The following is a 23,475-nucleotide window of genomic DNA, read 5'->3' as shown; positions in this document are numbered from 1 at the left end:
ACACCATGATCTTAGTATGGTTTCGACGTGATTTACGAACGTTAGACCACACCGCATTTAAGGCGGCGTTAGATTCAGGTCAGCCTGTTGTCGCTTGTTTTATCGCGACGCCAGAGCAGTGGCGAGAACATCACATGGCGCCGATGCAGGCGGATCTCATTGCTCGTCGTTTAGAGTATCTCAACGACGAGTTGGAAAGCCTGAATGTTCCTTTTTTATATAAAGAGGTGCCGTCGTTTTCTGATTGTACCGAAGTGATTAGTGAATGGGCGAAAACACTTGAAGCAACGTCTGTTATGGCGAATATTCACTATGAAGTGAATGAACGAGAGCTCGATGCACAAGTGAGTGAGGCGCTAGCTTCCCATGATATCGACTTTGAACTGTTCCACGACAAATGTGTGCACCCACCAACGACGGTTCTCAATAAGCAAGGTGAGTATTTTAAGGTATTTACACCATTCAAACGTGCTTGGTTGACGCAGTTTCAAATGCCAGCGGTAACAAAGCCTCAAGAACAAGCGCCGCTAAGCAGCAAACTATTGGAACAATTAGAGCCGATTCGATTTAGTTCAGACTTCACGTTTAGCTATCCTCGAGAGTCCAGCGAGGATTGGTTTGCTTCGACCAATGATGTTTTAAAGCAGCTTAGGGAATTTGCTCGTGAGCACAGTGATGCTTACAAGGAAGATCGAGATTTTCCGGCTATTGATGGCACCAGTCAACTGTCTCCCTATCTTGCGATTGGTGCGTTGTCACCAAGGCAATGTATTGCTCGCTTGTATGCTGAAAACCAACAAAATGACCTAACAGAAGGAAAAGCAACTTGGTTGAGTGAGATCATTTGGCGTGAGTTTTATCAGCATCTGTTGGTTTTCGAACCAAAGCTCGTTAAAGGCAAAGGCTTTATCGACTGGGAGGATAAAATTCAGTGGTCTTATGATGAGCAGGCTTTTGAGCGATGGAAGGCTGGAGCGACAGGGTACCCGATCGTCGATGCAGCAATGCGTCAGCTCAACCAAACAGGCTGGATGCATAACAGGCTTCGTATGGTTGTCGCGAGCTTTCTCACCAAGGATTTACACATTGACTGGCGTTGGGGCGAAGCGTACTTCATGAGTAAGCTGGTGGACGGCGATTTCGCAGCAAACAATGGTGGTTGGCAGTGGTCTGCATCGACGGGTTGTGATGGGCAGCCGTACTTCCGTATTTTCAACCCGATAAGCCAAGGTGAGAAGTTTGATTCTGATGGCCAATTCGTGCGCCACTGGGTGCCTGAAATCAAAAGTGTGCCAAACAAATACATCCATAAACCTTGGACTTGGGAGGGATTTTCTTTACTGGAATATCACAAGCCGATGGTTGATCACAAGACAGAAAGAGAGATAACCTTACGGCTCTTTAAAAGTGCCAAGGAATAAAGTGAAATGCTTAGCAAAAAGCGATCAATGAGTTTCGCAAAACGTACGCTGTTATCTGTATCGTTATCTTTAGCGAGTGGTTTGTCATTCGCTAAAATGTACGAGCTACCAGAGGATGGCAGTCGTTTAATTGGTCGCCTTGAAAACCACGTCGTGCAAGAAGGCGAAACCATGGCAAATATTGCCAAGCACTACGATGTCGGGATGCTAGGTTTAATGGCGGCAAATAAAGGCGTGGATCCCTTCTTACCAGAAGAGGGACACGTTCTTACTATTCCAACACAACTGATCCTCCCTGATGTACCCCACAAAGGCATTGTCATTAATTTAGCGGAATTGCGCTTATACTACTTCCCGAAAGGAGAAGATATTGTGCATGTATTCCCCGTGGGAATCGGGCGAATTGGGCGAGACACCCCGGTGATGACAACGCGTATTAGCCAAAAGCGTCCAAACCCTACGTGGACGCCGCCAGCCTCGATTCGTGCCGAGTACAAAGCGAAGGGCATTGACTTGCCAACCGTTGTACCTGCCGGTCCAGACAACCCACTTGGGATGTTTGCATTGCGTTTAGCCTACGGAAATGGCGAGTACCTTATTCACGGTACCAACAAAGATTTCGGCATCGGCATGCGAGTCAGCGCGGGTTGTATTCGTATGGACCCGAGCGACATTGAATGGTTGTTTGAAAAAGTTCGTAACGGTGAAGAAGTGAATATCATTAACCAACCAGTGAAAGTATCACTAGAGCCGGACAGAAGTGTATTTTTAGAGGCACATGAGCCATTGACTCGCAGCAATGGTGAAAAAGATCACCTACAGGTACCAAAAGAGTTAAAGTGGTGGCTGGATGAGTTCGGACTGAAAAATGTGAAGGCTAAAGCAGCGATTGCCGCACAGAATGGGGTTCCTGTCGAAATAACCGCGCCTTAACAGGCGTTAAGACGCGGTATCAAATCTTACTTAGTGTAAGACTGAGCGATGTTATCGATACGCTCGTTAGCACGCTCAGCTTCTTCTTGAGCAGCCATTGCTGCTGCACCTGATTTTTGAACGTCAGATTGAAGAGCTTGTACGTCTTGGCTTAGTTGGCTAACTTGGTTGCTTAGTTCGTCTAGTTTTGCTGCATTTGCTGTTGCTGCGTCATCAGAAGAAGCACAACCTGCTAGTAGAAGTACTGAAGTTGCTGCAGCTGCGATCAACGTTTTGTTCATATAAGAACTCCTTGCTTATAGTGAAAGTCTCGCTACCAACTATTATTTTATACAGTAGCGAGGTTAAATGTGGATACATTTTATCAGTACATGATGTAGCAAAAGTCAAAAAAACCCAAGAATTTCATGGAGTACCTGACGTCAACTTTTACCTGAGCTTAACAAAGGTGAGTGAATTATCCTCTCCCTTATTACCACAACAGTTCTCATAGCAGGTGTTTTTGCCACGTTCCTGATATCAATAATTTAGACGATATTGACACAAATGAAAGTTTCTCGGCGCAAATAACTGCTATTTACGCAGTTTTATTGGAGAACGAGAGGCGCACCTTGAGCTCGCTTTTCTCTAAATCTTAAGCCAAGCAGCTGACCAATAAAGCGAGGGGATGTTCTTAATTGAGCCGCAACTGATGTTTTGTTTTCATCTGTGGGAATTAGTTTGTGTGATCTCTATCTATACTCCTATGATTTGCGGTATTATACCGAGCTTTATTTTTTTGCTGCGTTAGAGCGGAAACGACATTACAGAGCGCTCAGACGCTGACTGATTTATTGGAGAATACTTTGCAATTTAAAGATCTAGGCCTAGACAACCGATTGTTGAAGAACCTAAAACACTACGATTTTAAAAAACCAACTGACATTCAAAAGCAGGCTATTCCTGTTGCGATTGCAGGCAAGGATTTATTGGCATCTTCGAAAACGGGTTCGGGCAAGACTTTGGCGTTTGTATTACCAATGCTTCACAAGTCTTTAAAGACAAAATCGTTTTCTGCCAAAGACCCTCGCGCAGTTATTCTTGCTCCCACTCGTGAGCTAGCGAAACAAGTGTATGGTGAGCTTCGCTCTATGCTTGCTGGCCTATCTTATGAAGCTGCATTGATTTTGGGTGGTGAGAACTTTAATGATCAAGTGAAAGCACTGCGCCGTTACCCGAAATTCATCGTGGCGACACCAGGACGTCTGGCTGACCACTTAGAGCACCGCTCGCTTTACCTTGAAGGTTTGGAAACGCTGATCCTTGATGAAGCAGACCGTATGCTGGATTTGGGCTTTGCACCAGAGCTTCGTCGTATCCATAAAGCAGCTAAGCATCGTCGCCGTCAAACATTAATGTTCTCTGCAACGTTGGATCACGCCGACGTAAATGACATTGCGGCTGAAATGCTTAATGCTCCGAAACGTATTGCTATCGGTGTTTCTAACGAAGAACACAAAGACATCACGCAAAAATTCTACCTGTGTGATCATCTTGATCATAAAGAGGCGATTCTAGATCGCGTACTTTCAGAAGCAGAATATCGCCAAGTTATCATCTTTACGGCGACGCGCGATGATACTGAGCGCCTAACAGCGAAGCTAAACGAGAAGAAACTGAAGGCCGTTGCATTGAGTGGTAACTTGAACCAGACTCAACGCAATACGATCATGAGCCAGTTTGAGCGAGCGGTATTCAAGATCCTAGTGACAACAGATGTTGCTTCTCGTGGCTTGGATATTGCGACAGTGACACACGTCATTAACTTCGATATGCCAAAGCATACTGAAGAATATGTACACCGTGTTGGCCGTACGGGCCGTGCTGGTAACAAGGGTGATGCGATTTCTCTTGTTGGTCCAAAAGACTGGGATAGCTTTAAACGTGTAGAAGCTTACCTACAACAAGATCTTGAGTTTTCAGTATTCGAAGATCTGAAAGGTAAGTTTAAAGGCCTGAAGCCACCTAAGCCAGATTTCCGTAACAAGAAAGCGACAGCGAAGAAATCACGCCCTCAAGCGAAGAAGTCGGCTAAGAAACCTGTTAAACGTGACAAGAGTTTCTACAAAAACGTATCAGTGGGTGATGATGTGTTCATTCCGAAGAAAAAGCCAGCGGCCCCAAACTCTGAAGAGTAAAAGTCGCTCCAGTTTTCAACTGATTTTAGTTTTTCAAAACCCGAGTGTTCGCACTCGGGTTTTTTTATGCTTATCTCCAGGCGAAATGATGTCTTTCTGTACTAACGTGTTTGCTAGGCTTTTATATTTATCTGGTTTTATATAAACAGCATAGATCGCTAATTTAGAGAGGTATTAAGTTTTATCAACTCGGTCCAAGCAAACGTTTTTCCTCACATACTAGATAAAAATTTCACATGATTATGAAAATGATAATTGATCTCATTTTTATTTAAGGGCAGAATACGCGCCATTGCATTAATCCTATAAATGAATTCGCTCTCTATATGAAATTTACTCATGTTTTTTTAGGGCTCATAATTACCTCTAGTTCTTGCTTTGCCGTTAATGACTTTAATTGGTTGCGAGATGACGCTCGTAAAGATGAGCGAGTTCTTACCTACCTAACAGAGCTGAACCGTAAGACTGAACAGCATCAAAAAAAATATCAGACGTTGACGCAAGATCTGCTCGCGCAGTGGGAAGCCATGGTGGCAGATAAAGGTGATAAACCATGGTCGATCGTAAATGGACGCGAATGGACGTTAACGCGTCGTGACGGTGGTTATGTGTTGCTATCACGTTCGAACCAGTATGCACAAGAGAACACAGTATTTGATTTCTCTGAACGTCAATCTGCATATCCGTATTATCAAGTAGGGCAGTGGCAAGTAAGCGGAGACACGTTGCTTTTCACTGAAGATATTGATGGCAGCGAGCAATATCGCGCCGTGGTTGTTGATTTACTCTCTGGCCAATCTACGGAGCTGTCAACGCACGTCGATAGCGGTGTATTGCTTTCACCTGATGGTAAGATGGCTTACCTCGTTTCGAAGGAAATGCGTACACAGCGACCTCATCAGATCCTACGCATCTCCACTGAATCTTTGGCTAAAACAGTTGTATGGCACGAATACAAATCAGATTGGTTACTTTCTTTCTACCGTGCGGCAGATAGCCGTTACGTGGTGCTGCAAAGCAACAACGAGTCAACCACAGAGCAGAAGCTTGTTGATCTAGAAACGGGCACCGTAAGCGATTCACTGAGAGTGCCGGAAGCGGGCGTGGAATATTACGCGGATGTGGCGAAAGGGCGCGTTTACGTCAACAGCAATCTTGAAGGTACATTTGCACTTTATCAAACCGATCTAGCACCTCTTAGCGCAACATGGCAACGCTTTACGACCCCTCGTGAACCGCTTGACCAGTTCTTCCTTTATGATGCAGGAGTTGTGGCACTCAGTAAGCCGAACAACGTAGCGACATTGACGGTGTATTCATACCAAGGTCAGGAAAAAGTGATACTGCCATTGGAACAGGATGGCAATGTCGCTTGGTTGAGCACGTTGGGCGATTTTGAATCAAACAAGATTCGTATACGAAGCATGTCGATGACTACGCCTCCTCAGTGGGAAGAGTTCGATGTAAAAACGCTGACTAAAACCTTGTATTCTCAAGATTCTTACCAAGATTTTGATAGCCAACGTTATGTCTCCCAACGTATTTTTATCAAGCACGATGGTGTTTCTGTCCCGGTCTCTTTGGCGTATCGCAAAGACAAATTACACGCGAAATCACCCGTGATGATTTACGGTTATGGCGCATATGGTTTTACGATGAAACCGTACTTTATGCCTCAAGTCATAAGCTTGCTCGACCAAGGCGTGATTTACGCTATCGCCCATGTTCGCGGTGGTGGGTACTTTGGCGATGAGTGGCACGAGCAGGGCCGTGGTGTGCGCAAAGCTAATTCTATTGGCGACTTTGTTGCGGCCGCTAATGCGCTGCAAACGTTTGAACGCGGCAATAGAGAGATTTTTGCCATCGGTTCAAGTGCTGGTGGCACGTTGGTCGCAGGAGCGGTTAATCAAGACCCTAAATTATTTTCAGGTGTCGTGCTTAAAGTACCTTTTGTTGATGTGGTAGCAAGCATGTCGGATACCTCACTTCCGCTGACCACACAGCAGTATCGCGAATGGGGTAACCCAACCAAATCTGAGCAACTGGCGCTAATGAAAGCGTACGATCCAATTCTCAACATTCATAAAGACGCTTACCCACCCATGCTGGTTCAAGTCGGTTTGATCGACCAGCGCGTGCCTTATTGGGAAGGCGCCAAGTATCTCGCCAAGGTTTCCGCGCTAAGTGAGCGCGACGGGCCGTACTTGTTGCAGACCGATTTTAATTCGGGCCACCAAATGGACCCACGACAAGCGCAAGAACAACAAGCAAAAGAATACGCCTTTCTTTTATCACTAATTAAAACATCTAAAGCGGAGCAGTAAATGAAGCTTACCCCAGTGTCAGCGGCAGTACTTTCGGTACTAGCTGCCAGCCAAGTGCACGCCAAATCTGACGTTTTCTCTATGGAAGAGGTCGTGGTGACGGCGAATCGGATTGAACAACCAATGTCTGAACTAGCAGGCAGCGTCGCAGTTGTCACTAGCGAAGAGATTGAACAAAAGGGCGAAACAGAGCTTTATGATGCGCTGCGTCATGAACCTGGGGTAAGTGTTTCTGGCGGAGCTGGGCGTCCACAAAACATCACGATTCGAGGCATGACGGGTAACCGCATTATGATCATTCGTGACGGTATTCGCTCAGCAGACGGTTTTGGTGCGAATGACAGCAATGACAAAGTGGGCCGCGATACGTTTGATCTTTCTAATCTTGAATCATTAGAAGTAGTGAAAGGTGCGAGCTCATCAGTCTTAGGTTCTGGTGCTATCGGTGGCGCTGTGATTCTAAAATCCAAACAGCCGGGCGAGTTTTTAAAAGATCGTGACTTTTATGTTGATGCCACGGGCACGTACACGGGGATCAGCAATAAATACAAAGGTGCGAGCAATCTGGCATTTCGTTCTGGCGACACGGAAAGCTTAGTCAACGCGGCGTATTGGCAAGGTGAAGAGACGCGTAACTTCAGCCAAGATTTGTACAACCGCGATTTGGATGGTTACAGCGCGTCATACGCCATCAATCATTTCTTCAATGATGAAGTGATGGTCAAAGCGCGTGCCGAACTTTATCGGCAAGACCAACAACGCCTGGAAGGTTCGCCATCTATACAGAAGGATGGCAAATGGCATATCGAAGACTTCGCAGAAGATGAATCGACAAAAGAGTACAGCGCTTATATTGGTGCAGAGGTCACACCGGTTAATCCAACTTGGTTCGAAGAGTTAGATACAAAGGTCTACTGGCGCCACACCGAAGTGGTGGAAGACACGAATCGTTTAATGAGACAAGTTGACCACAATGGTTTGACTGTTAGACGTCGCGAGCTAGAACACAAAACCTTCATTGACGAAACAATTGGCTTCCGTGGTGATTTCACTAATACGATTTATGCTGCAAATGCTGAGCACCAATTGGCTTACGGTATCGAGCTTTCTACTGACTATTATGAACGCACAGATAGCGATTCCAAGATTGATTGGAACGGGGTAACGCTTTCGACCAAACAACCTTTCGCTCCCGCTCGCGCTTATAACATTGGTCTGTACGTTCGAGACATGGTGGAGCTGGATAAATGGACCATTACAGGCGGCCTGCGCTTTGATGCGCATCGTCTAACACCGGACGGTGAGGGTGAAGTGGGCGGTTTCCCATTAAAAGACATGGATAGCTCAGAGGTATCTCCAAGCCTATCGATTTCTCGTGAAGTGTTTGCCAATAACATCGCTTATGTATCTTATAACCACGGTTATCGTGCTCCGGAATACGACAAAGCGTATGGCTTCGTAAACCATGACTTTGTGCCGCTAACGCCGTTTGTCATTGCACCGAACATGGACCTAGAGGCTGAAACTTCGGACTCCTTTGAAATCGGTAACAAATTCGATAATGGCCGCGCGCAACTTTACGTTTCTGCGTTTTACAACAAGTTCCAAAACTTCATTGATGTAGTTACCACAGGGCAAGATAACTTCGGTAACTACATCAAGCAATACCAAAATTTACACGGCGTTGAAACCTACGGCGCAGAGCTTTCTGCTGCGTATGCTCTCACTTCGTCTTGGAAGCTAAGTACCAAGCTTGGTTATGTTGACGGAAAGGACGCCGAAGGCGAGTACGTTCGTAGCATCACACCTTTCGAGGGCAATGTTGGGCTGAACTATCAGCAGCAAGACTTTAATGCGTTCGCGACGTGGAATTGGGCTGGTTCGATGGATCGTGTGCCGAGTTGCCAAACGTCTCTCGGACAAAAAACCGAATGCGCACAAACAGAGGCATGGAACACGCTCGATTTGGGGGCAAGTTACCAAATCACCAAAGATTTTCGTTTGAGTGCGACCATCATCAACCTGTTCGACAAAGAATACATTCGCTACCAAGACGTTGCTGGCATAGCAGATGAGAGCAAACGCTACTCAACGGAACCAGGTCGTTACTTTACAGTTAACGCGAAGTACATCTTTTAGTAGGAGCCCTGCATGAAACTCAAACTTTTAGCGCTTTCTCTTGCGTTGGCAGGCGTTCAAGTGACGAACGCTGCCGAGTGGGATTACCCTAGCGCGGCTATTACGGTCACGAACCAAGCCGAAGCGCTGCGCTACTTACAAGCCAATTACGCTAGCGCTGGCGAACTTAAGTTTCGCTATCAAACTCGTTCTCAGCTCGGAGATCATTACAACTTTGATGTGTGGGTCGATGGGCAGTATCAACCGCAACGCACCATTGTGCTGTCGACTAACCAAGACAGTCAAGTTGAGCGTATTTTCAAAAGCCTTGAAGATACGGTGATTCGTAATGGTGAGGCGATGCCAGCCGGAGAACTGGAGCTGCCTGTTCGATTGGAAGTGACTGAGCCGCCAGCATTGAGCTCTGGTGAGTTAGTAACGGTTCCCGTCTCACTCTTTGATCCTGATTTACGTACAATGCAACAACAAGCTGCGCCTGATTCTGCTTGGAATTCGTTAGAGGATTATCCGCAGCCACTTCAATATGTTGAGAAGCAGATTCAAGTTTTGCAGTCTGGTGGCAAGTTCTACCTAGCCAACGAGCGCGTTAAACAGGTGGATGCACTTGCATTACTGTCTTCACCTGCGGTAGGTGCGGAGCCTGTGCGTGATACAAGCAGTATTTTGCCGCCTGAGGGGGTTCAATCTTTTGCGGATGTAAAAGCGATGCAAAGCGCTCAACTTGGCGACAATGCCTTTTTGCAGTTGATGGCGTTTTACCATCTTGACAGCTCACTGCAGTACTTATCGAGCTTGAGCTATGACTTATTTGACGAACCGCTTCGTTTTGATGGGCGTGGTTTAGCACTCGACAACTCTTCTTACTACATAGGTTCGCGTGCGCTGATGTTAGGCGTTGGCGGAGTATCTCCAGATGCTGCAGATGCAGATGTGATTTTGCACGAGCTAGGACACGGTATTCACTATCAAATCGTTCCTGATTGGGCGTATGGCCATACTGGCGCGATTGGAGAAGGTGTTGGTGATTACTGGGCGGGCAGCGCAAGCTACCGAACACAGTATTTAGACGCAGCTCGCCGTGGCCAAGAATTCGAGTTAGATACGGTGTTCAACTGGGACGGTATGTTCGGAACACGCAAAACAACTCGTAGCTTATGGAACCAAAGAGCGCGTTACTTCGAGAGCTCGGAGTATCCAGCGCACGTTAGCGTAGGCGGTGAACTAGGCGACGAGTTATGGTCAACGCCACTGTTCCAAGCGCTAAAAGCATCGGTTGAACGATACGGTGATGATACCGATAGCGTGTTCCGCGAGTTTGACGCCATTGTTCTTGAAGGCATGTACGGTATTGGTCGTGGTGTAAAAATGCATGATTTGGCAGAGTCCACCGTGTTTGCCGCAAGCACTTTGTTCCCAAATAAAGACTATGCCCAGTTCCTGGCGGACAGCTTCAACAAACACAACTTGCTTAAAGCGCCTTTTCGCGTTCGCTATGACGCTCGATACATTGCACAAGGTCAAGACGTGGGAGTGAGCCTGAGCCAAACTGGCCGCGAAGCGAGCATCAAAGGGCAATGGCAGCTAAATAACGCATCCGTTTTTGACTTTGATGAAACGCTTTCTGACTCGACCTCAATGAAGGTGGCGTTACCAAGCGGTCTGACATGTGGCACGCAATTCGATTCCTCTATTTCATTGGATTACCAATTTGCTGAAGGCTTAAAGACTCACCAGTGGAGTGAAAAGTTGATGCTGGTTAATGGTACGCCAGAGCTCGATATCCAGCCTCAACCAGTGAACTCCGCTTTGCCGGAGCAGGGTGACAGATTGTTCTCTCAGACGCTATCGGACAAGTCACGCACGATTGATGATTCGTTTGCGGTTTACCTGAACATCGAACATGACTCACTGCAGGATCTGCAAGTGACGCTTGTGTCTCCACAAGGTAAATCGGTTGTGCTACTTAGCCATCAATCAAGCAATACCAATGGGTTTAAAGGTTACTTCACCGCTCAGTATGACGAGGAGTTACAAGCACTTGTCGGTCAACCGAGTTGGGGTACTTGGCGTCTCGAAGTATCTGATCGCGTGTCAGGGAACTCTGGGGTGTTGAAAGAGTGGGGTGTTAGTCACTTTGCTCAGTATCAGTGTAGTGCTGATACCACTAAAGAAAGCAGTGGTGGTTCAGGTGGCAGTGGTTCGCCTTGGACCTTGGTAGGACTTTTCCTGCTTTCAATGGTGAGAGTGATTCGTTCTCGTTAATTAAAATCTAAAGAAGACAAAATTTATGAAGTTTCAATATTCTTTCGTTGCTATGTCACTAGCCCTAGCTGGTTGTGGCGGTGGTTCTGGTGGTGACACGTCAACACCGACCTATAATGTAGCTGGCACCATCGTTTCTGCAGGTACACTTCTTGATACGCCAGTATGTATCGATTTAAACCAGAACTACGTTTGTGATACTACTGAACCGAGTGCTAAAACGGATAATGCTGGTAAGTTCTCCCTGACGTCAAGCGACAAGAACATTTTGACTAGCACGATTCTTGCTCAAGTTGATCAAGGCTCAAACCAAACGTTGCGTCTTGCGGCTCCAGGCCAAAACTTAGCCACGGGTAACACAGTAAATGGTGTAACAACATTGCTCGCAGGTCTTGTGATTGACGGTAAAACCGTTGCTCAAGCTGAAGAGATTGTTAAAGCGCAACTGGCTAGTGTAGGCGTTTCGCTGAATGGTTCGGTGATGTCTAACGCAGAAGCCAGCGAGCTAGACAAGCTAGAGCAAAACACGGTTGCGCTATTAGCTGCGATGCAACCACAACAAATGACCAAAGGCGTAGCGCTGCTTGCTCAAAGTCTTAGCTTCCAAGGTAAATCGCTAGCCTCTGATCTTCTGTCTGAAGCGGAAGTGAGTGCATTTGCTGAAGAAATTGCAGCGGTTGCTGAACAAACGGTTGGTAGTAACGATACGGGTGCCATTCTTCACTTTGCTGATGGCGCTGCAGACGTTGCAGAGGTTCAAGCTTCTTACCCTGGTCAAGATGCGGAATACGGCTTCGACAAACAGGACAAGCAAACGTCGACAGGCGCGGGCTTTAAGTTCGTTAAGCTAGATTCACAAGGCGCTGCTTTAGCTGCAGATGCCACTGAGTGGGCTTGCACTTTGGATGAGCGTACTGGTCTTGTTTGGGAAAACAAGAGTGCGGATGCGAGCTCTATTCAATTTAAAGACCGCCTATTTGCGTTTGAGTCTGAAACATTTAAGCCATTTAGCAAAGATGTAGATCTTGCGGGCTGTAAAGAGGTGGGCGATGAAATTTGTACTACGAGCCAATACGTTGAGTACATAAACAAACAATCGTTATGTGGAATCACTGGTTGGCGCCTGCCTACTTACCGTGAAACTTATGACTTACTAGATTTCGGTGAAAAGACACTATTTGCGCCGAGCACAGAATATGAACCGAACAATGTGTATGGTTTTAATGTCAAATACTTCCCACAGCAAACTTTAGGCAGCCCTTATTTAGAAAAAGGTGCGTTTTGGCATGATGGTTTTAGGTTTACGGAAACATCATCACAGCTCATGGATGGTGAGATTTATTTCCCCGCAATTGTCTCTCGGGGCGCAGATAGAGGGGCCACTTCATTCGTTGAGATTCGCTCAAGCAGTACAAGTGAAGATGCCTATGATTCCTACCAATTCCCAATCCGTCTAGTAGCAGTTAAGGGACAATAAGATGAAGAAACTAATGACCGCGCTATCTCTTGTGTTGGCTTCTCAAGTAGCAATGGCAGCACAAGAGTGTTCGACTGAGTTTGCTAAAACAGCACCTAATACACGTTACACTTATTCAGATAAGGGAACTGTAACTGACTTAAAAACAGGTCTTACATGGATGCGCTGTCCAGTCGGTATGACATGGAATGCAGCAAACGAAGAATGCACCGGAACGCGAGCTACGATGTCATGGCAATTCGCGCTGTCTACGGCCCAACAAATTCGTAATCCGTCCGGTAACCACCCTCTACACAACTTTGCTGGCAAAAAGAATTGGCGACTAGCAAACATTAAAGAGTTGGTATCGTTAACGGAGCAAGCTTGCTATAGCCCAGCGATGAATGGTACAGGCTTTGCGAGCGGTTATACACTGACAGACAAGGACGATATTTTAGGACGTAATATCTGGAGTAACACACCTAATGGTGACGGTAAGCATGTTGCTACTCTTGATACGACTAATGGTGAGGTTTTCAATAGAGATCCATTAGACTCAAGTTTCAAAAGCTCTCTCTTGTTAGTGACAGATGAATAATACTTATTACGTTAATAAAGATTGATAGCTTTGCCTTTATAAAAAGCTCCGCCAGTGCGGAGCTTTTTTCTTTTCTAACCTTTGGCACTTATCGTGTTGAGCAGAATGTTTAAACTTGGAACTGCTTAAGTTGGTGCTTTTGGTTTTCCGCTAAGTCTGAAAGCTCTTGAGCGGCAGAGGCGGACTGCGTAATGCCAGTCACGTTCTGGCTCACTAGTTCATAGATGTTCGTTAAGTTGTTGTTGATATCGGCCGTGACCTGTTTCTGCTCTTCTGATGCGGTCGCCACTTGCGTGTTGATTGAGTTCAGAGCGGCGATAGCATTACTGATATTAGCAAGTGATTGGCTAACTTCTTGTGCCAGAGCTTGGTTGTCTGACAACATGGCTAAGCTAGAGTGCATGCTTTCATTCGCGTGACCCGATTGCTGCTGAAGCTCTTCGATGATGGTTTGGATCTCTTTCGTCGATTCCTGAGTTCGCGCCGCTAACATACGTACTTCATCGGCGACTACCGCAAAGCCTCGGCCACTTTCGCCCGCTCGTGCAGCCTCGATCGCTGCATTCAATGCAAGCAGGTTGGTTTGCTCAGAAATGCCTTCAATCACTTCGATCACGCGACCAATGTGTTCTGATTGATCTTTAAGCGATGTCACGACGGCTGCGGCTTCGTTGAGTTGTTCTGCCATTTTTTCGCTTGCGCGAGTGCTTTCCTCAAACATGCTCAGACTTTGTGAGGTAAGCATGCTTGCTTGATTTGATGCGCTATCGGCTTCTTGTGCATTGGTCGACACTTCAGCTGCGGTCGATTCTAGTTGGTTGATTGCCGAAGCCACTTGCTCAATTTCTTGCTTTTCTTGATCTGAGTTAACGCTGCTTTGAGTCATAACAGTCGCTAACTCGGTCGATGCTGATGCCACATCCTCACTAATTCGAACTAATGCACTCACGGTTTCACGCAGTTTGTCGATGGTTTGGTTTACATCCTGAGCCAGTTGCGACACTTCGTTTTTTCCGATGGCTTCGGCTTTAACCAATAGATTTCCTTTCGCGACTTCTTGCATGGTTCCTTGAAGGTTACGAATCGGTGCAACGATATAGCTGGCTAGTATCCAACTAATAAGCGAAGCAGCACTCAAGATCACCGCAAGCGAGACCGCGCTGTAAGTGAGCGTGGTTGAATGCTGTTCGCCATTCGCTTCCACTTCATCGGTGACGATTTGATTCAATTGTTTAGACAGGTTGTCGATGGCGTTGATCATTGCTTCGCCAGCCAATCGATATTCTGCCATCGCAGATTCGTACTTTTGATTGAAATCGGATGTGGTGTAGCCAGAAGAGTGTTTGGTGGTGAGCAGAGGTGTCATGGTGACGCGCGTGAAATCAACATAGTGATCCATGGCTTTGCGCATAGTATTCACTTCGGTTTGAACGCCTGGGAGGCTATCGATGGAATTCAGAAAATCGCGGTTTTTGTTTTGTCGTTCAGACAGTTCTTGGTTGAGAGATTGGACATCTTCGGCTCTAAATAGACTGTAAATGGCTTTGATGCGCATGGCGTAGGTGTTGTCTACGATGGCGCTGAGTTCCTCTTTATGAATGATCAGCTTGTTGGTGGAAGTGGAAACCTTATTGAATGCTTGGTCGAGCTTGCCGATTCCGACGCTCAATCCAATGACGAGTAATACAACGGTGAATAGAACAGGCAAAAAGACCTGAAGTTTAATAGAAAGCGTACTAAGAAATTGACGCATGATTGACCCTCTATCGGTTTGATTATTATCTTTTTTATAAATAAGCATCTCGATTTTAATTGCCACATTCGTCAAATCAATGACTTACTCATATCCAATTGTTATGAAATGTACCAAAATCGATGGAGTTATCATTTTGAACGCGCGGCAATTTATAAAAGCGCTAAGCTAAAAACGGTAGAGGGGTCAGTCGCGGAATTAATATACAGAAATGACAACGTGTCATAGAGGGTTCAACTAAGTGAAACACAACTGTCATATTCAAATTCTAAAGTGAGCACCGTTCAAGTGAAACACAACGGCAATAAAGCCACTTAAGGAAATTGTGATGAAAAAGACAGTAATCGGTGCAATCGCACTTCTAGGCGCAATGGCAGTGACTCCTGTTTCTGCTAAAGAAACTATCTCTGCAGTGGGTTCTAGCAGCGTAACTCCACTGATGGAAGTTTTCTCTGAAACGTACATGAAGAAGAACCCTAACGTATTTATCGAAGTTCAAGGCCCTGGTTCTTCAGCTGGTGTTAAAGCAGCAAAAAATGGTTCAGCAGACCTTGGTATGTCTTCTCGTAATCTAAAAGACTCTGAAAAAGAATCAACACTAATCGAAGAAGTGGTTGCTCGTGATGGTATCGCAGTGGTTGTTAACCCACAAAACAAACTGCCTGGCCTAACAGCAGAGCAAGTGACTGCAATCTACAAAGGCGAAGTATCAAACTGGAAAGAAGTCGGTGGTGCAGACAAGCCAATCGTAGCAATTACTCGTGACACGGCTTCAGGTACTCGTGGCGCATTTGAAGACATCATGTCTCTTAAAATGAAGATTTCTGGTAAGAAGGTATCAGCTATCTCTCAACGTGCTCAAGTTGCAAACGGTAACGGCGCACTAAAAACAATGGTTGCATCTAACCCATACGCAATCGGCTACATTTCACTAGGTACGGTAGACAACACAGTTAACGCTCTAGCAATCGACGGTGTTGATGCAACAGTGGCTAACGTGAAAAACGGTTCTTACAAAGTAGCTCGTCCATTCCTTGTTCTTTACAAAGAAGGCAAGCCATCAGCTGAAACGCAAAAATTCCTAGACTGGATGCTAACTGAAGATGCGCAAAAGCTAGTTGACCAAAACGGTTACATCTCAGTTCACTAATTTTATCGGGACTCTTAAGTTTGCTCAGCCCACCATTTAGGGCTGAGCCTTTTCTATCCATAGTGTTCACCGGCAAAACGCCCAGAACCGTGAGATTTTTAAATGACCATCGCAACAAATAGTGAAAAGCTTATGAATACTGACGCTAAAGCTATCAGCAAGCCCGGCCTGCGCGAGAAACGTCGCGTAGACTGGAAAGAGCGTATCTTCCACGGCTTGTTCCTAACCAGTGCCGTTATCGGCATCGTCTCATTAGCCGTTATTGCTTACTTTATTGTTCGAGAAAGTATCCCGGCATTCCAAGAAGCTGGTGTATCGGGCATCGTTCTTGGACAAAACTGGCTGCCGCCTGCACTTTACGGTGTTGCGACAATGATTGTTGCATCTATTGTATCGACGGCAGGTGCGGTAATCGTTGGTGTACCAATTGGTGTGCTGACGGCTATCTTTATTGCCGAAATCGCACCAAAGCGTCTTGCGGATATTATTCGTCCTGCAGTTGAGCTTTTGGCAGGTATCCCGTCTGTGGTTTATGGTTTCTTTGGTTTGGTCATCATCGTACCGCTGATTCAAAACATCTTTAATGTCCCTGCGGGTAACACGATTTTGGCAGGTATCATCGTGCTTGGTGTGATGATTCTACCGACCGTAATCACGGTATCTGAAACGTCTATTCGAGCTGTGCCTCGCGCATACAAAGAAGGCTCTTTGGCACTTGGCGCTTCGAAAATATACACAATCTTCAAATTGCTCGTTCCAGCGGCTCGTTCAGGCATCATGACGGGTGTGATTTTGGGTATTGGCCGTGCTCTAGGTGAGACAATGGCGATCATCATGGTGATGGGTAATGCACCTGCTATGCCAGAAGGCATCCTGGATTCGGCACGTACGCTAACCGCAAACATCGCGATTGAAATGTCTTACGCAAGTGGTATTCACGCCAACGCTCTTTACGCCACTGGTGTTGTACTTCTGGTCTTCATCATGTCGTTGAACGCTGTACTTCTTTACCTAAACCGAGAAAAAGCGAAGTAATCGCTCGTTAAAGGTGACTATTATGGATCGCGCAAAACTAAAACAAGCTCGCCAGTTCAAAGATAACGTCTTTAACGCTTTGGTTTGGATTTCGGCAGCACTAACGGTAGGTTTTTTGTTCTGGATTATCTGGTACATCCTATCAAATGGTCTACAACACGTAGATTGGAACTTCATTACTGATAACTACACACGTACTGGTGAAGAGCACGGTATCTTCCCGATGATCGTCTCGACCATCTACATGGTTATCGCATCCATCGCGGTAGCGGCGCCACTGGGTATCATGACGGCAATCTACTTAACCGAATACGCGAAAGTCGGTAGCCGATTGGTAAAAATTATCCGATTCTGTACTGAGTCGTTGGCGGGTATCCCGTCGATCATCTTCGGTCTATTCGGTATGACGTTCTTCGTGGCAATTCTTGGTCTGGGCTTCTCGATTCTGTCGGGTGCACTGACTCTAAGTATTCTTATTCTGCCAGTGATCATCCGTACTACGGAAGAAGCACTAATGGCAGTGCCTCAAACGTATCGTGAAGGCTCTTACGGCCTTGGCGCTTCAAAAATTTACACTATCTGGCGTTTGATTCTTCCGAGTGCAATGCCAGGTATCTTAACCTCGGTCATTCTAAGTATTGGTCGTGTCATTGGTGAGTCTGCTCCAGTATTCCTGACAGCAGGTATGGTTGCACGTATTCCGGATTCTTTATTGGATTCAGGTCGTACATTAACCGTTCACCTATACAAACTGACTACCGAACTGTTTACCGTTGAAGAATGGAATCAGGCTTACGGTACCGCAACAGTGCTTATCGTGGTTGTTCTTCTGATCAACATGGTAACGAAACTGATTGCTAGACGTTTTAACACCGCAACTTACTAACAACACTAATTAAGAACGCACGTTAAAAGACACGAATTCAAGATTTAAGAGATTAAGAAAATGAACAAATTTGATATTGAAAACCTAGACTTATTCTACGGTGAAAACCAAGCACTGAAATCGATCAACCTACCAATTCCAGTTCGCCAAGTAACGGCGCTTATCGGTCCGTCAGGTTGTGGTAAATCAACGCTTCTACGTTGTTTGAACCGCATGAACGATCTAATCGAAGGCGTGAAAATCACGGGTAAATTGGCGATGGACGGCGAAGACATTTACGGCAACATTGATGTCGCGGATCTTCGCATCAAGGTTGGCATGGTGTTCCAGAAGCCAAACCCATTCCCGATGAGCGTCTACGAAAACGTGGCTTACGGCCTACGTGCTCAAGGTATCAAAGACAAGAAACACATTGACGAAGTGGTAGAGCGTTCACTACGCGGCGCAGCACTTTGGGACGAAGTGAAAGATCGTCTGAAGTCACACGCATTTGGTCTATCGGGTGGTCAGCAACAGCGTCTGTGTATCGCTCGTACGATCGCGATGGAGCCGGATGTGATTCTGATGGATGAACCAACGTCGGCACTTGACCCAATTGCGACACATAAAATCGAAGAATTGATGGAAGAGCTAAAGAAGAACTACACCATCGTTATCGTGACCCACTCAATGCAACAGGCGCGTCGTATCTCTGACCGCACTGCGTTTTTCCTAATGGGTGAACTGGTTGAGCATAACGATACTCAAGTGATCTTCAGCAACCCTCAAGATGACCGTACTCAAGGCTACGTAAATGGTGATTTCGGTTAATTCGCCATATTTACAAGCATAACTAAATAACTATAAGCGATGGTAACTTTGCCCCTCTTTTTGAGGGGCCTTTTTCTTTTCAAGCTGCAGATTTATAACACCAACCTATGCCAATAATTCTTGCAAGGAAGCACAAATACCCCCCCTTTTTATAGAACATGTAACTTATGTGAAATACGGTTATAAAAGTGCTGAAGAGCTCTCGAATGTGAAACTAAGTCTGATAATTTTGCGAATGACTTAACAGCTCAAATTTGATTGTATTGATTGCATATGATGGCCTAAGTAGTTTTTTATCGAGAATAAAAAAGTAGATTAGGTTGGTAGGGTGAGTTTAAGAAGTTTTACAAGAAAAGTATCTTCAACGAGGGATCATCGCTTATTAGCGGAGGCGATATTTGATCATTTAGAGAGTTTGTTCTCCCCTCAAGCCTTAGCCATTTTTGAAGATCCTTCAATCAATCCCCGTTATTCTGTGAGTTTCTCTCGCGGGGAGCTTTACCCAATCCAAAGCTATCCTGACAGCTTCTGGGAGTGGGCGAGTCAGTTTGACACTTCTGAAAGCATCATTCCTCTGGCGATCAATACTTGTAACTGGAATCACACCCAAGATTTAGGTGGAGATAGTTACATAATGATGCTCGATAACACGCCTATCAAACGCACCTACCTACTGATTCAGTCTGTTCATGCTCGCACGGCACACAATATCTATGAAGAAAGCTATGATGCAATGCAGCTTGCAGCGGCGCGTTGGCAGTGCATTCGCGCCGAGAAAAATGCGTCGCAAGAGATGAGACACAGAGACATTCGTGAAGCGCAATATGTCGATGAAATTAACCAACGCGAGCGCTTTATCGAGAACATGAAGTTAGTTCAGCAAGTTGCTCTCGAGATCTCCAACCCTGATTCCTTAAAAGATTTGTATTACAAAGCCGTCGAAGCGCTACGTCAACGGTTGGGGTTTGACCGCACCACACTGATGCTGCTGGACATGAAAAAGCGAAGTTTCAGCGGTACATACGGCACGGATGAGTCTGGTATTACGATCGATGAATTCCACACGCAGTACGACCTTCATCAACTGAGTGAGGAATACATCGCTGCGCTGTCGAGCCTTGAGAGCAATTTAGTGATCGTGGAAGATGCGCCGATATACACGGCAGGTAAAGTGGTTGGGCAGGGGTGGAACGCGATGTTGATTCTACGTGATGGCAATGAGCCATTTGGTTGGTTCGCGCTTGATAACTTTATTCATCGCAAGCCGATAACAGCGTATCAAAAACAGATGTTGGACTCGTTTGGTTCCCTTTTCTCACAAATTTACATTCGAAAGCGCCAAGAGCAGAACGTGCGTATGTTGCATTCAAGCATGGTTGAGCTATCACGCTGTACAACCGTCAGTGATGTATGTAAATCGGCCGTCACTTTTGCCATCAAAAATCTTGGTATTGATCGGATGGCGGTGTTTTTGACCGATGAAAACTGCTCATACATGCAAGGTACTTGGGGGACTGACATTCAAGGCAATGTGGTGGATGAGTCTTATTTCTTTGGTGAGACACAAGACTTTTCGTTGATCAATTTAGCTCGCGCCGTACCTAGTGAAGTTGCATTTGAGGAATCCGTTCCTATTTATCATGACTGTAATATTGTCGGCTTTGGCTGGGCTGCGATGACGGTTTTGACTTCGAATAGCAGCGGGCCCATCGCTTTTATTGCCGTTGATAACTTATTGACGCGCGCGCCGCTGACTTCTCAGCTACGTGAAGTGATTCGTATGTTCGCTTCCAGTCTAGCGGAGGTTTTGCAGCGCACTCAAGCGCAAGAGGCGATTCGCGGATTAAACGAAAACCTGGAGCTAGAAGTACAGAACCGAACCAAAGAGTTGGAGGAAGCCAACCGACAGCTTGAGGTGCTTTCTAAACTTGACCCTCTGACACGTCTTGGCAATCGTCGTATGTTAGAACATGTGATGCAGAAATATTGCGCGCTAGAGTGTGAGGAAGCGATGTCCTTTGGTCTTATCCTGATTGATATTGATCACTTTGGGTTATTTAACAATCACTATGGCCATCTCGAAGGGGATATCGCACTAATACGCGTGGGTCATATCTTGGATCATCATACCAAAGGTGAAGACGAGGTTTTCTGTCGCATTGGTGGAGAAGAGTTTGTGTTACTAATGATCGGCTCTGATCAAGAGACGGTAAAGCAGAGAGCGGAACGTATTCGTCAATGCATTGAAGATGAAGGCATCAAACACCAACACAACCCAGAAGGGGAGTTGCTCACTGTGTCAGTCGGTTATTCTTGCTACAAAACGAAAGGCAAAGACTTTAATTTCGACCATCTTTACCAGTTGTCGGATAAGGCTCTCTATCAAGCGAAGAGTCATGGTCGAAATTGCGTAAGGCGATATGAGTTCGAGCATCAAGCTTTTGTTGAATAAGTGATGCTCATAACATCAAAGTTACTGAGACAGTTTGGTTGATTTTTAGATAAAACTGCTAAAGTGAGTTTGGTCGCACAAGAAAAATGGCAGCTCTCGTGAGCTGCCATTTTGCTTTATAGTTTTTCTAGCTGGTGGTCGGTTTTCCTTACGTTTGCTTTGCTAAGGTTTTGAATTTTTGCCAGTAGCGAGTCTGGACGCCAAGGTTGTTGATTGGCACTAAAACGTGCTTGGTTCATGGCATCAAGTTCTTGTTTTACGGCTTGCGCATCACCAGGGCTTAACCTGTCTCGGTTAGTGTTTAGATACTCGTTTACTGAGCGTTCAATTTTAGCAGCGTCCCCTTCATTGATGACTTTTTTCAACGCATCAACGCAAAGAGGTTGCTCGGTATTCGAAACCGTGTTACTCGCCGTCATAGGACGCTTCTTCCATGCCCAAATCGCGATTCCTAACGTCGCCACCCAAAGCCCAGCGAAAACAAAGGTCAGGGTTTGCCAGAGACTGCTCACTCCACCGTTTGGTTCGGGACTGATGGCTGACTCAGGTGGTGTTGGCAGAGGCGATTCCGGCAACGTGATAAGCCCGGTGTCACTTTGCTCTATATCTAATTGTAGCTCTGGTAACGTCGCTTTTTTCGCTTCATCATTTTGGCTGTCCCACCAGTTCAAATGGTATCCCGGCAAGGTATATGACCCAGCTTCAGTGGGGATAATGACTTGCTTCACTGTCATGATAACGGTGCCATCTCTCGCGCTGTCGAATTGAGGCTGTTCTGGGTAGACCCGCAGCGAACTTGGATAATCAATACTTACTCGTGGAAGGTATTCGGCTTGTGTTCCGCGAGCTTTAATTTGAATGGTTCGAGTGAGTGAAGAGCCCTGTTTGACAGTGTTGAGCGCATTAACCGACAGTGGATTACCTTGATCGTCTTGCCAGCTCTGCGTCATTTCTAACGCTGAAGCTGGAAGCCATTCCCCTTCAAATTCACTTGGAATTGGTTTTACCTCGATAGGCATTTGCTCAGCTTTGGTGTTGATTGGCATGATCTTGGTAGAGCCCGTCAAGCTGTCGCCATAAATGTAAGAGCCTGTCAGTCTAGGACCTATCAAGGTGTAAGTACCCGGCTGATTCGCCGTTAAGCGAAACGACTGTTCAATGACCGCTACTTCTAATCCATTTAAGATCTTTTGTCCCTGCTGTAAGCCACCAATCGCTTCAAGCTTCATGCCTTCAATCTGTGGAGGCACAATTTGTGGGTTATCAAGACGGCGGGTATCCGCTTTGATCAAAAGCTGCATACGTAATGTCGCAGATTGCTGAGGGTACAGCGTGCTGTTGTCGACACTGATATTAAAGCTAAATAGGTCATCGAGATTGGGTTCAGCTTGGCTTGCGGTGACACGAAGCTTTATTGGCTCCGTTCTCATACCATCTGCGGAAAAGCTCGGAATAGTCAGAACACCTTCTTTCATCGGCGCAATCGAGATACTCCACTCAGTACGTACAGATTTTCTTCCGTTAATGTTATTGCTGGAGCGCCCATAACGAGGTTGACCCAAGAAAAAGTCGTTCTCAAGTACATTAAAGTCAATTGCATCTGAGCTGAGCTCAGTATCTGCCATGATTCTGAGGTTGATCACTTCATTCTTAGCAACTTGTGTTTTATTGACGCTTGCTTGAAGCGTCTGTGCCATCACCGAGAAGCTGGATAATAGGCTGGCCACAAGAATAAAGATCAGTTGTACGCCTTTGTTCATCACGGGCTTACCACTCCTTTTGAGATTGTTGTGGAGGTTGTTTTTGTTGAGCTTGAAGCTGCATTTGTGCACGAATCAAAAAGCTTGGATCGCGAGCGCTTTCGACTGCTTCTAGACGACGGAATTCAGGATCATCCCGATGCGTGTTTTTTGGCTGCACTTGAGCCTGCATTGGTTCACCTTGTTCCTGAGCCTGCTTTTCACCTCGTTTCGGTCGATGTTGCTCTGTTTTTTGCTTTTCTGTTTTATTTTCAGATTCTTGCTGATTTTGTGACTGTTGTCCTTGCTCTTCCCTTTCACCGTTTTGAGACTTTTGTTG

16 protein-coding genes and 1 pseudogene are annotated in these 23,475 nt (G+C 45.9%); 13 read left to right on the top strand and 4 right to left on the bottom strand.

What is annotated here, in order from left to right; all coding sequences use genetic code 11:
* Positions 1–5: 5 nt before the first annotated feature.
* Positions 6–1,421 (top strand): deoxyribodipyrimidine photo-lyase, encoded by a 1,416-nt coding sequence (gene phrB, locus ACWPOD_RS05955; protein WP_456231672.1) that lies wholly within the window; start codon positions 6–8, stop codon positions 1,419–1,421.
* A gap of 6 nt (positions 1,422–1,427) precedes the next feature.
* Positions 1,428–2,354: a L,D-transpeptidase family protein gene (locus tag ACWPOD_RS05950; protein WP_005394922.1), complete on the top strand. Its 927-nt coding sequence runs from the start codon at positions 1,428–1,430 to the stop codon at positions 2,352–2,354.
* A 26-nt stretch (positions 2,355–2,380) separates the two neighbouring features.
* Here the strand turns inward: ACWPOD_RS05950 and ACWPOD_RS05945 are convergent, their stop codons facing one another.
* The gene (locus ACWPOD_RS05945; protein ID WP_005375145.1) at positions 2,381–2,635 is read right to left on the bottom strand and encodes an Lpp/OprI family alanine-zipper lipoprotein; all 255 of its coding nucleotides are present in this window, start codon (positions 2,633–2,635) and stop codon (positions 2,381–2,383) included.
* Between the two features lie 552 nt (positions 2,636–3,187).
* Here ACWPOD_RS05945 and ACWPOD_RS05940 point away from each other — a divergent pair.
* The 6 genes from ACWPOD_RS05940 (at position 3,188) to ACWPOD_RS05915 (ending at position 13,310) form a co-directional block, all read left to right on the top strand.
* Positions 3,188–4,531, top strand: a complete 1,344-nt coding sequence (locus tag ACWPOD_RS05940) for a DEAD/DEAH box helicase (RefSeq protein WP_047009779.1) — start codon at positions 3,188–3,190, stop codon at positions 4,529–4,531.
* Positions 4,532–4,857: 326 nt separating this feature from the next.
* Positions 4,858–6,855 (top strand): prolyl oligopeptidase family serine peptidase, encoded by a 1,998-nt coding sequence (locus tag ACWPOD_RS05935; protein ID WP_164665881.1) that lies wholly within the window; start codon positions 4,858–4,860, stop codon positions 6,853–6,855.
* On the top strand, positions 6,856–8,994 hold the full coding sequence (locus ACWPOD_RS05930; RefSeq protein WP_456231671.1) for a TonB-dependent hemoglobin/transferrin/lactoferrin family receptor: 2,139 nt from the start codon (positions 6,856–6,858) through the stop codon (positions 8,992–8,994).
* Positions 8,995–9,006: 12 nt separating this feature from the next.
* Positions 9,007–11,256 carry a proprotein convertase P-domain-containing protein gene (locus tag ACWPOD_RS05925; protein ID WP_456231670.1) on the top strand — a complete coding sequence of 750 codons (2,250 nt, stop codon included), beginning with the start codon at positions 9,007–9,009 and terminating at the stop codon, positions 11,254–11,256.
* A 25-nt stretch (positions 11,257–11,281) separates the two neighbouring features.
* The gene (locus ACWPOD_RS05920) at positions 11,282–12,733 is read left to right on the top strand and encodes an Lcl domain-containing protein (protein ID WP_053808313.1); all 1,452 of its coding nucleotides are present in this window, start codon (positions 11,282–11,284) and stop codon (positions 12,731–12,733) included.
* Position 12,734: 1 nt separating this feature from the next.
* The gene (locus ACWPOD_RS05915) at positions 12,735–13,310 is read left to right on the top strand and encodes an Lcl C-terminal domain-containing protein (RefSeq protein ID WP_053808314.1); all 576 of its coding nucleotides are present in this window, start codon (positions 12,735–12,737) and stop codon (positions 13,308–13,310) included.
* 109 nt (positions 13,311–13,419) lie between these two features.
* On the opposite strand, the gene ACWPOD_RS05910 is transcribed toward ACWPOD_RS05915, so the two are convergent.
* On the bottom strand, positions 13,420–15,063 hold the full coding sequence (locus ACWPOD_RS05910; RefSeq protein WP_258638591.1) for a methyl-accepting chemotaxis protein: 1,644 nt from the start codon (positions 15,061–15,063) through the stop codon (positions 13,420–13,422).
* 328 nt (positions 15,064–15,391) lie between these two features.
* Here ACWPOD_RS05910 and ACWPOD_RS05905 point away from each other — a divergent pair, with 328 nt between their 5' ends.
* The 5 genes from ACWPOD_RS05905 (at position 15,392) to ACWPOD_RS05885 (ending at position 21,396) form a co-directional block, all read left to right on the top strand.
* Positions 15,392–16,213: a phosphate ABC transporter substrate-binding protein gene (locus ACWPOD_RS05905; RefSeq protein WP_005397879.1), complete on the top strand. Its 822-nt coding sequence runs from the start codon at positions 15,392–15,394 to the stop codon at positions 16,211–16,213.
* Positions 16,214–16,315: 102 nt separating this feature from the next.
* A complete protein-coding gene (gene pstC, locus ACWPOD_RS05900; protein WP_006741921.1) occupies positions 16,316–17,248 on the top strand; it encodes a phosphate ABC transporter permease subunit PstC in 933 nt (310 codons plus the stop codon).
* Positions 17,249–17,270: 22 nt separating this feature from the next.
* Positions 17,271–18,134 (top strand): phosphate ABC transporter permease PstA, encoded by an 864-nt coding sequence (gene pstA, locus ACWPOD_RS05895; protein WP_005397882.1) that lies wholly within the window; start codon positions 17,271–17,273, stop codon positions 18,132–18,134.
* Between the two features lie 60 nt (positions 18,135–18,194).
* The gene (pstB, locus tag ACWPOD_RS05890; protein ID WP_456231669.1) at positions 18,195–18,944 is read left to right on the top strand and encodes a phosphate ABC transporter ATP-binding protein PstB; all 750 of its coding nucleotides are present in this window, start codon (positions 18,195–18,197) and stop codon (positions 18,942–18,944) included.
* Between the two features lie 328 nt (positions 18,945–19,272).
* A complete protein-coding gene (locus ACWPOD_RS05885) occupies positions 19,273–21,396 on the top strand; it encodes a sensor domain-containing diguanylate cyclase (RefSeq protein WP_301660365.1) in 2,124 nt (707 codons plus the stop codon).
* Positions 21,397–21,512: 116 nt separating this feature from the next.
* On the opposite strand, the gene ACWPOD_RS05880 is transcribed toward ACWPOD_RS05885, so the two are convergent.
* The gene (locus ACWPOD_RS05880; RefSeq protein ID WP_301660364.1) at positions 21,513–23,159 is read right to left on the bottom strand and encodes a BatD family protein; all 1,647 of its coding nucleotides are present in this window, start codon (positions 23,157–23,159) and stop codon (positions 21,513–21,515) included.
* A gap of 4 nt (positions 23,160–23,163) precedes the next feature.
* Positions 23,164–23,475, bottom strand: a pseudogene (locus ACWPOD_RS05875) (hypothetical protein); the annotation flags it as partial.

Source organism: Vibrio sp. JZG120, from assembly GCF_053890955.1.
Note: the sequence above shows the minus strand (reverse complement) of the source record. Positions and strands in the feature narration are given on the sequence as shown.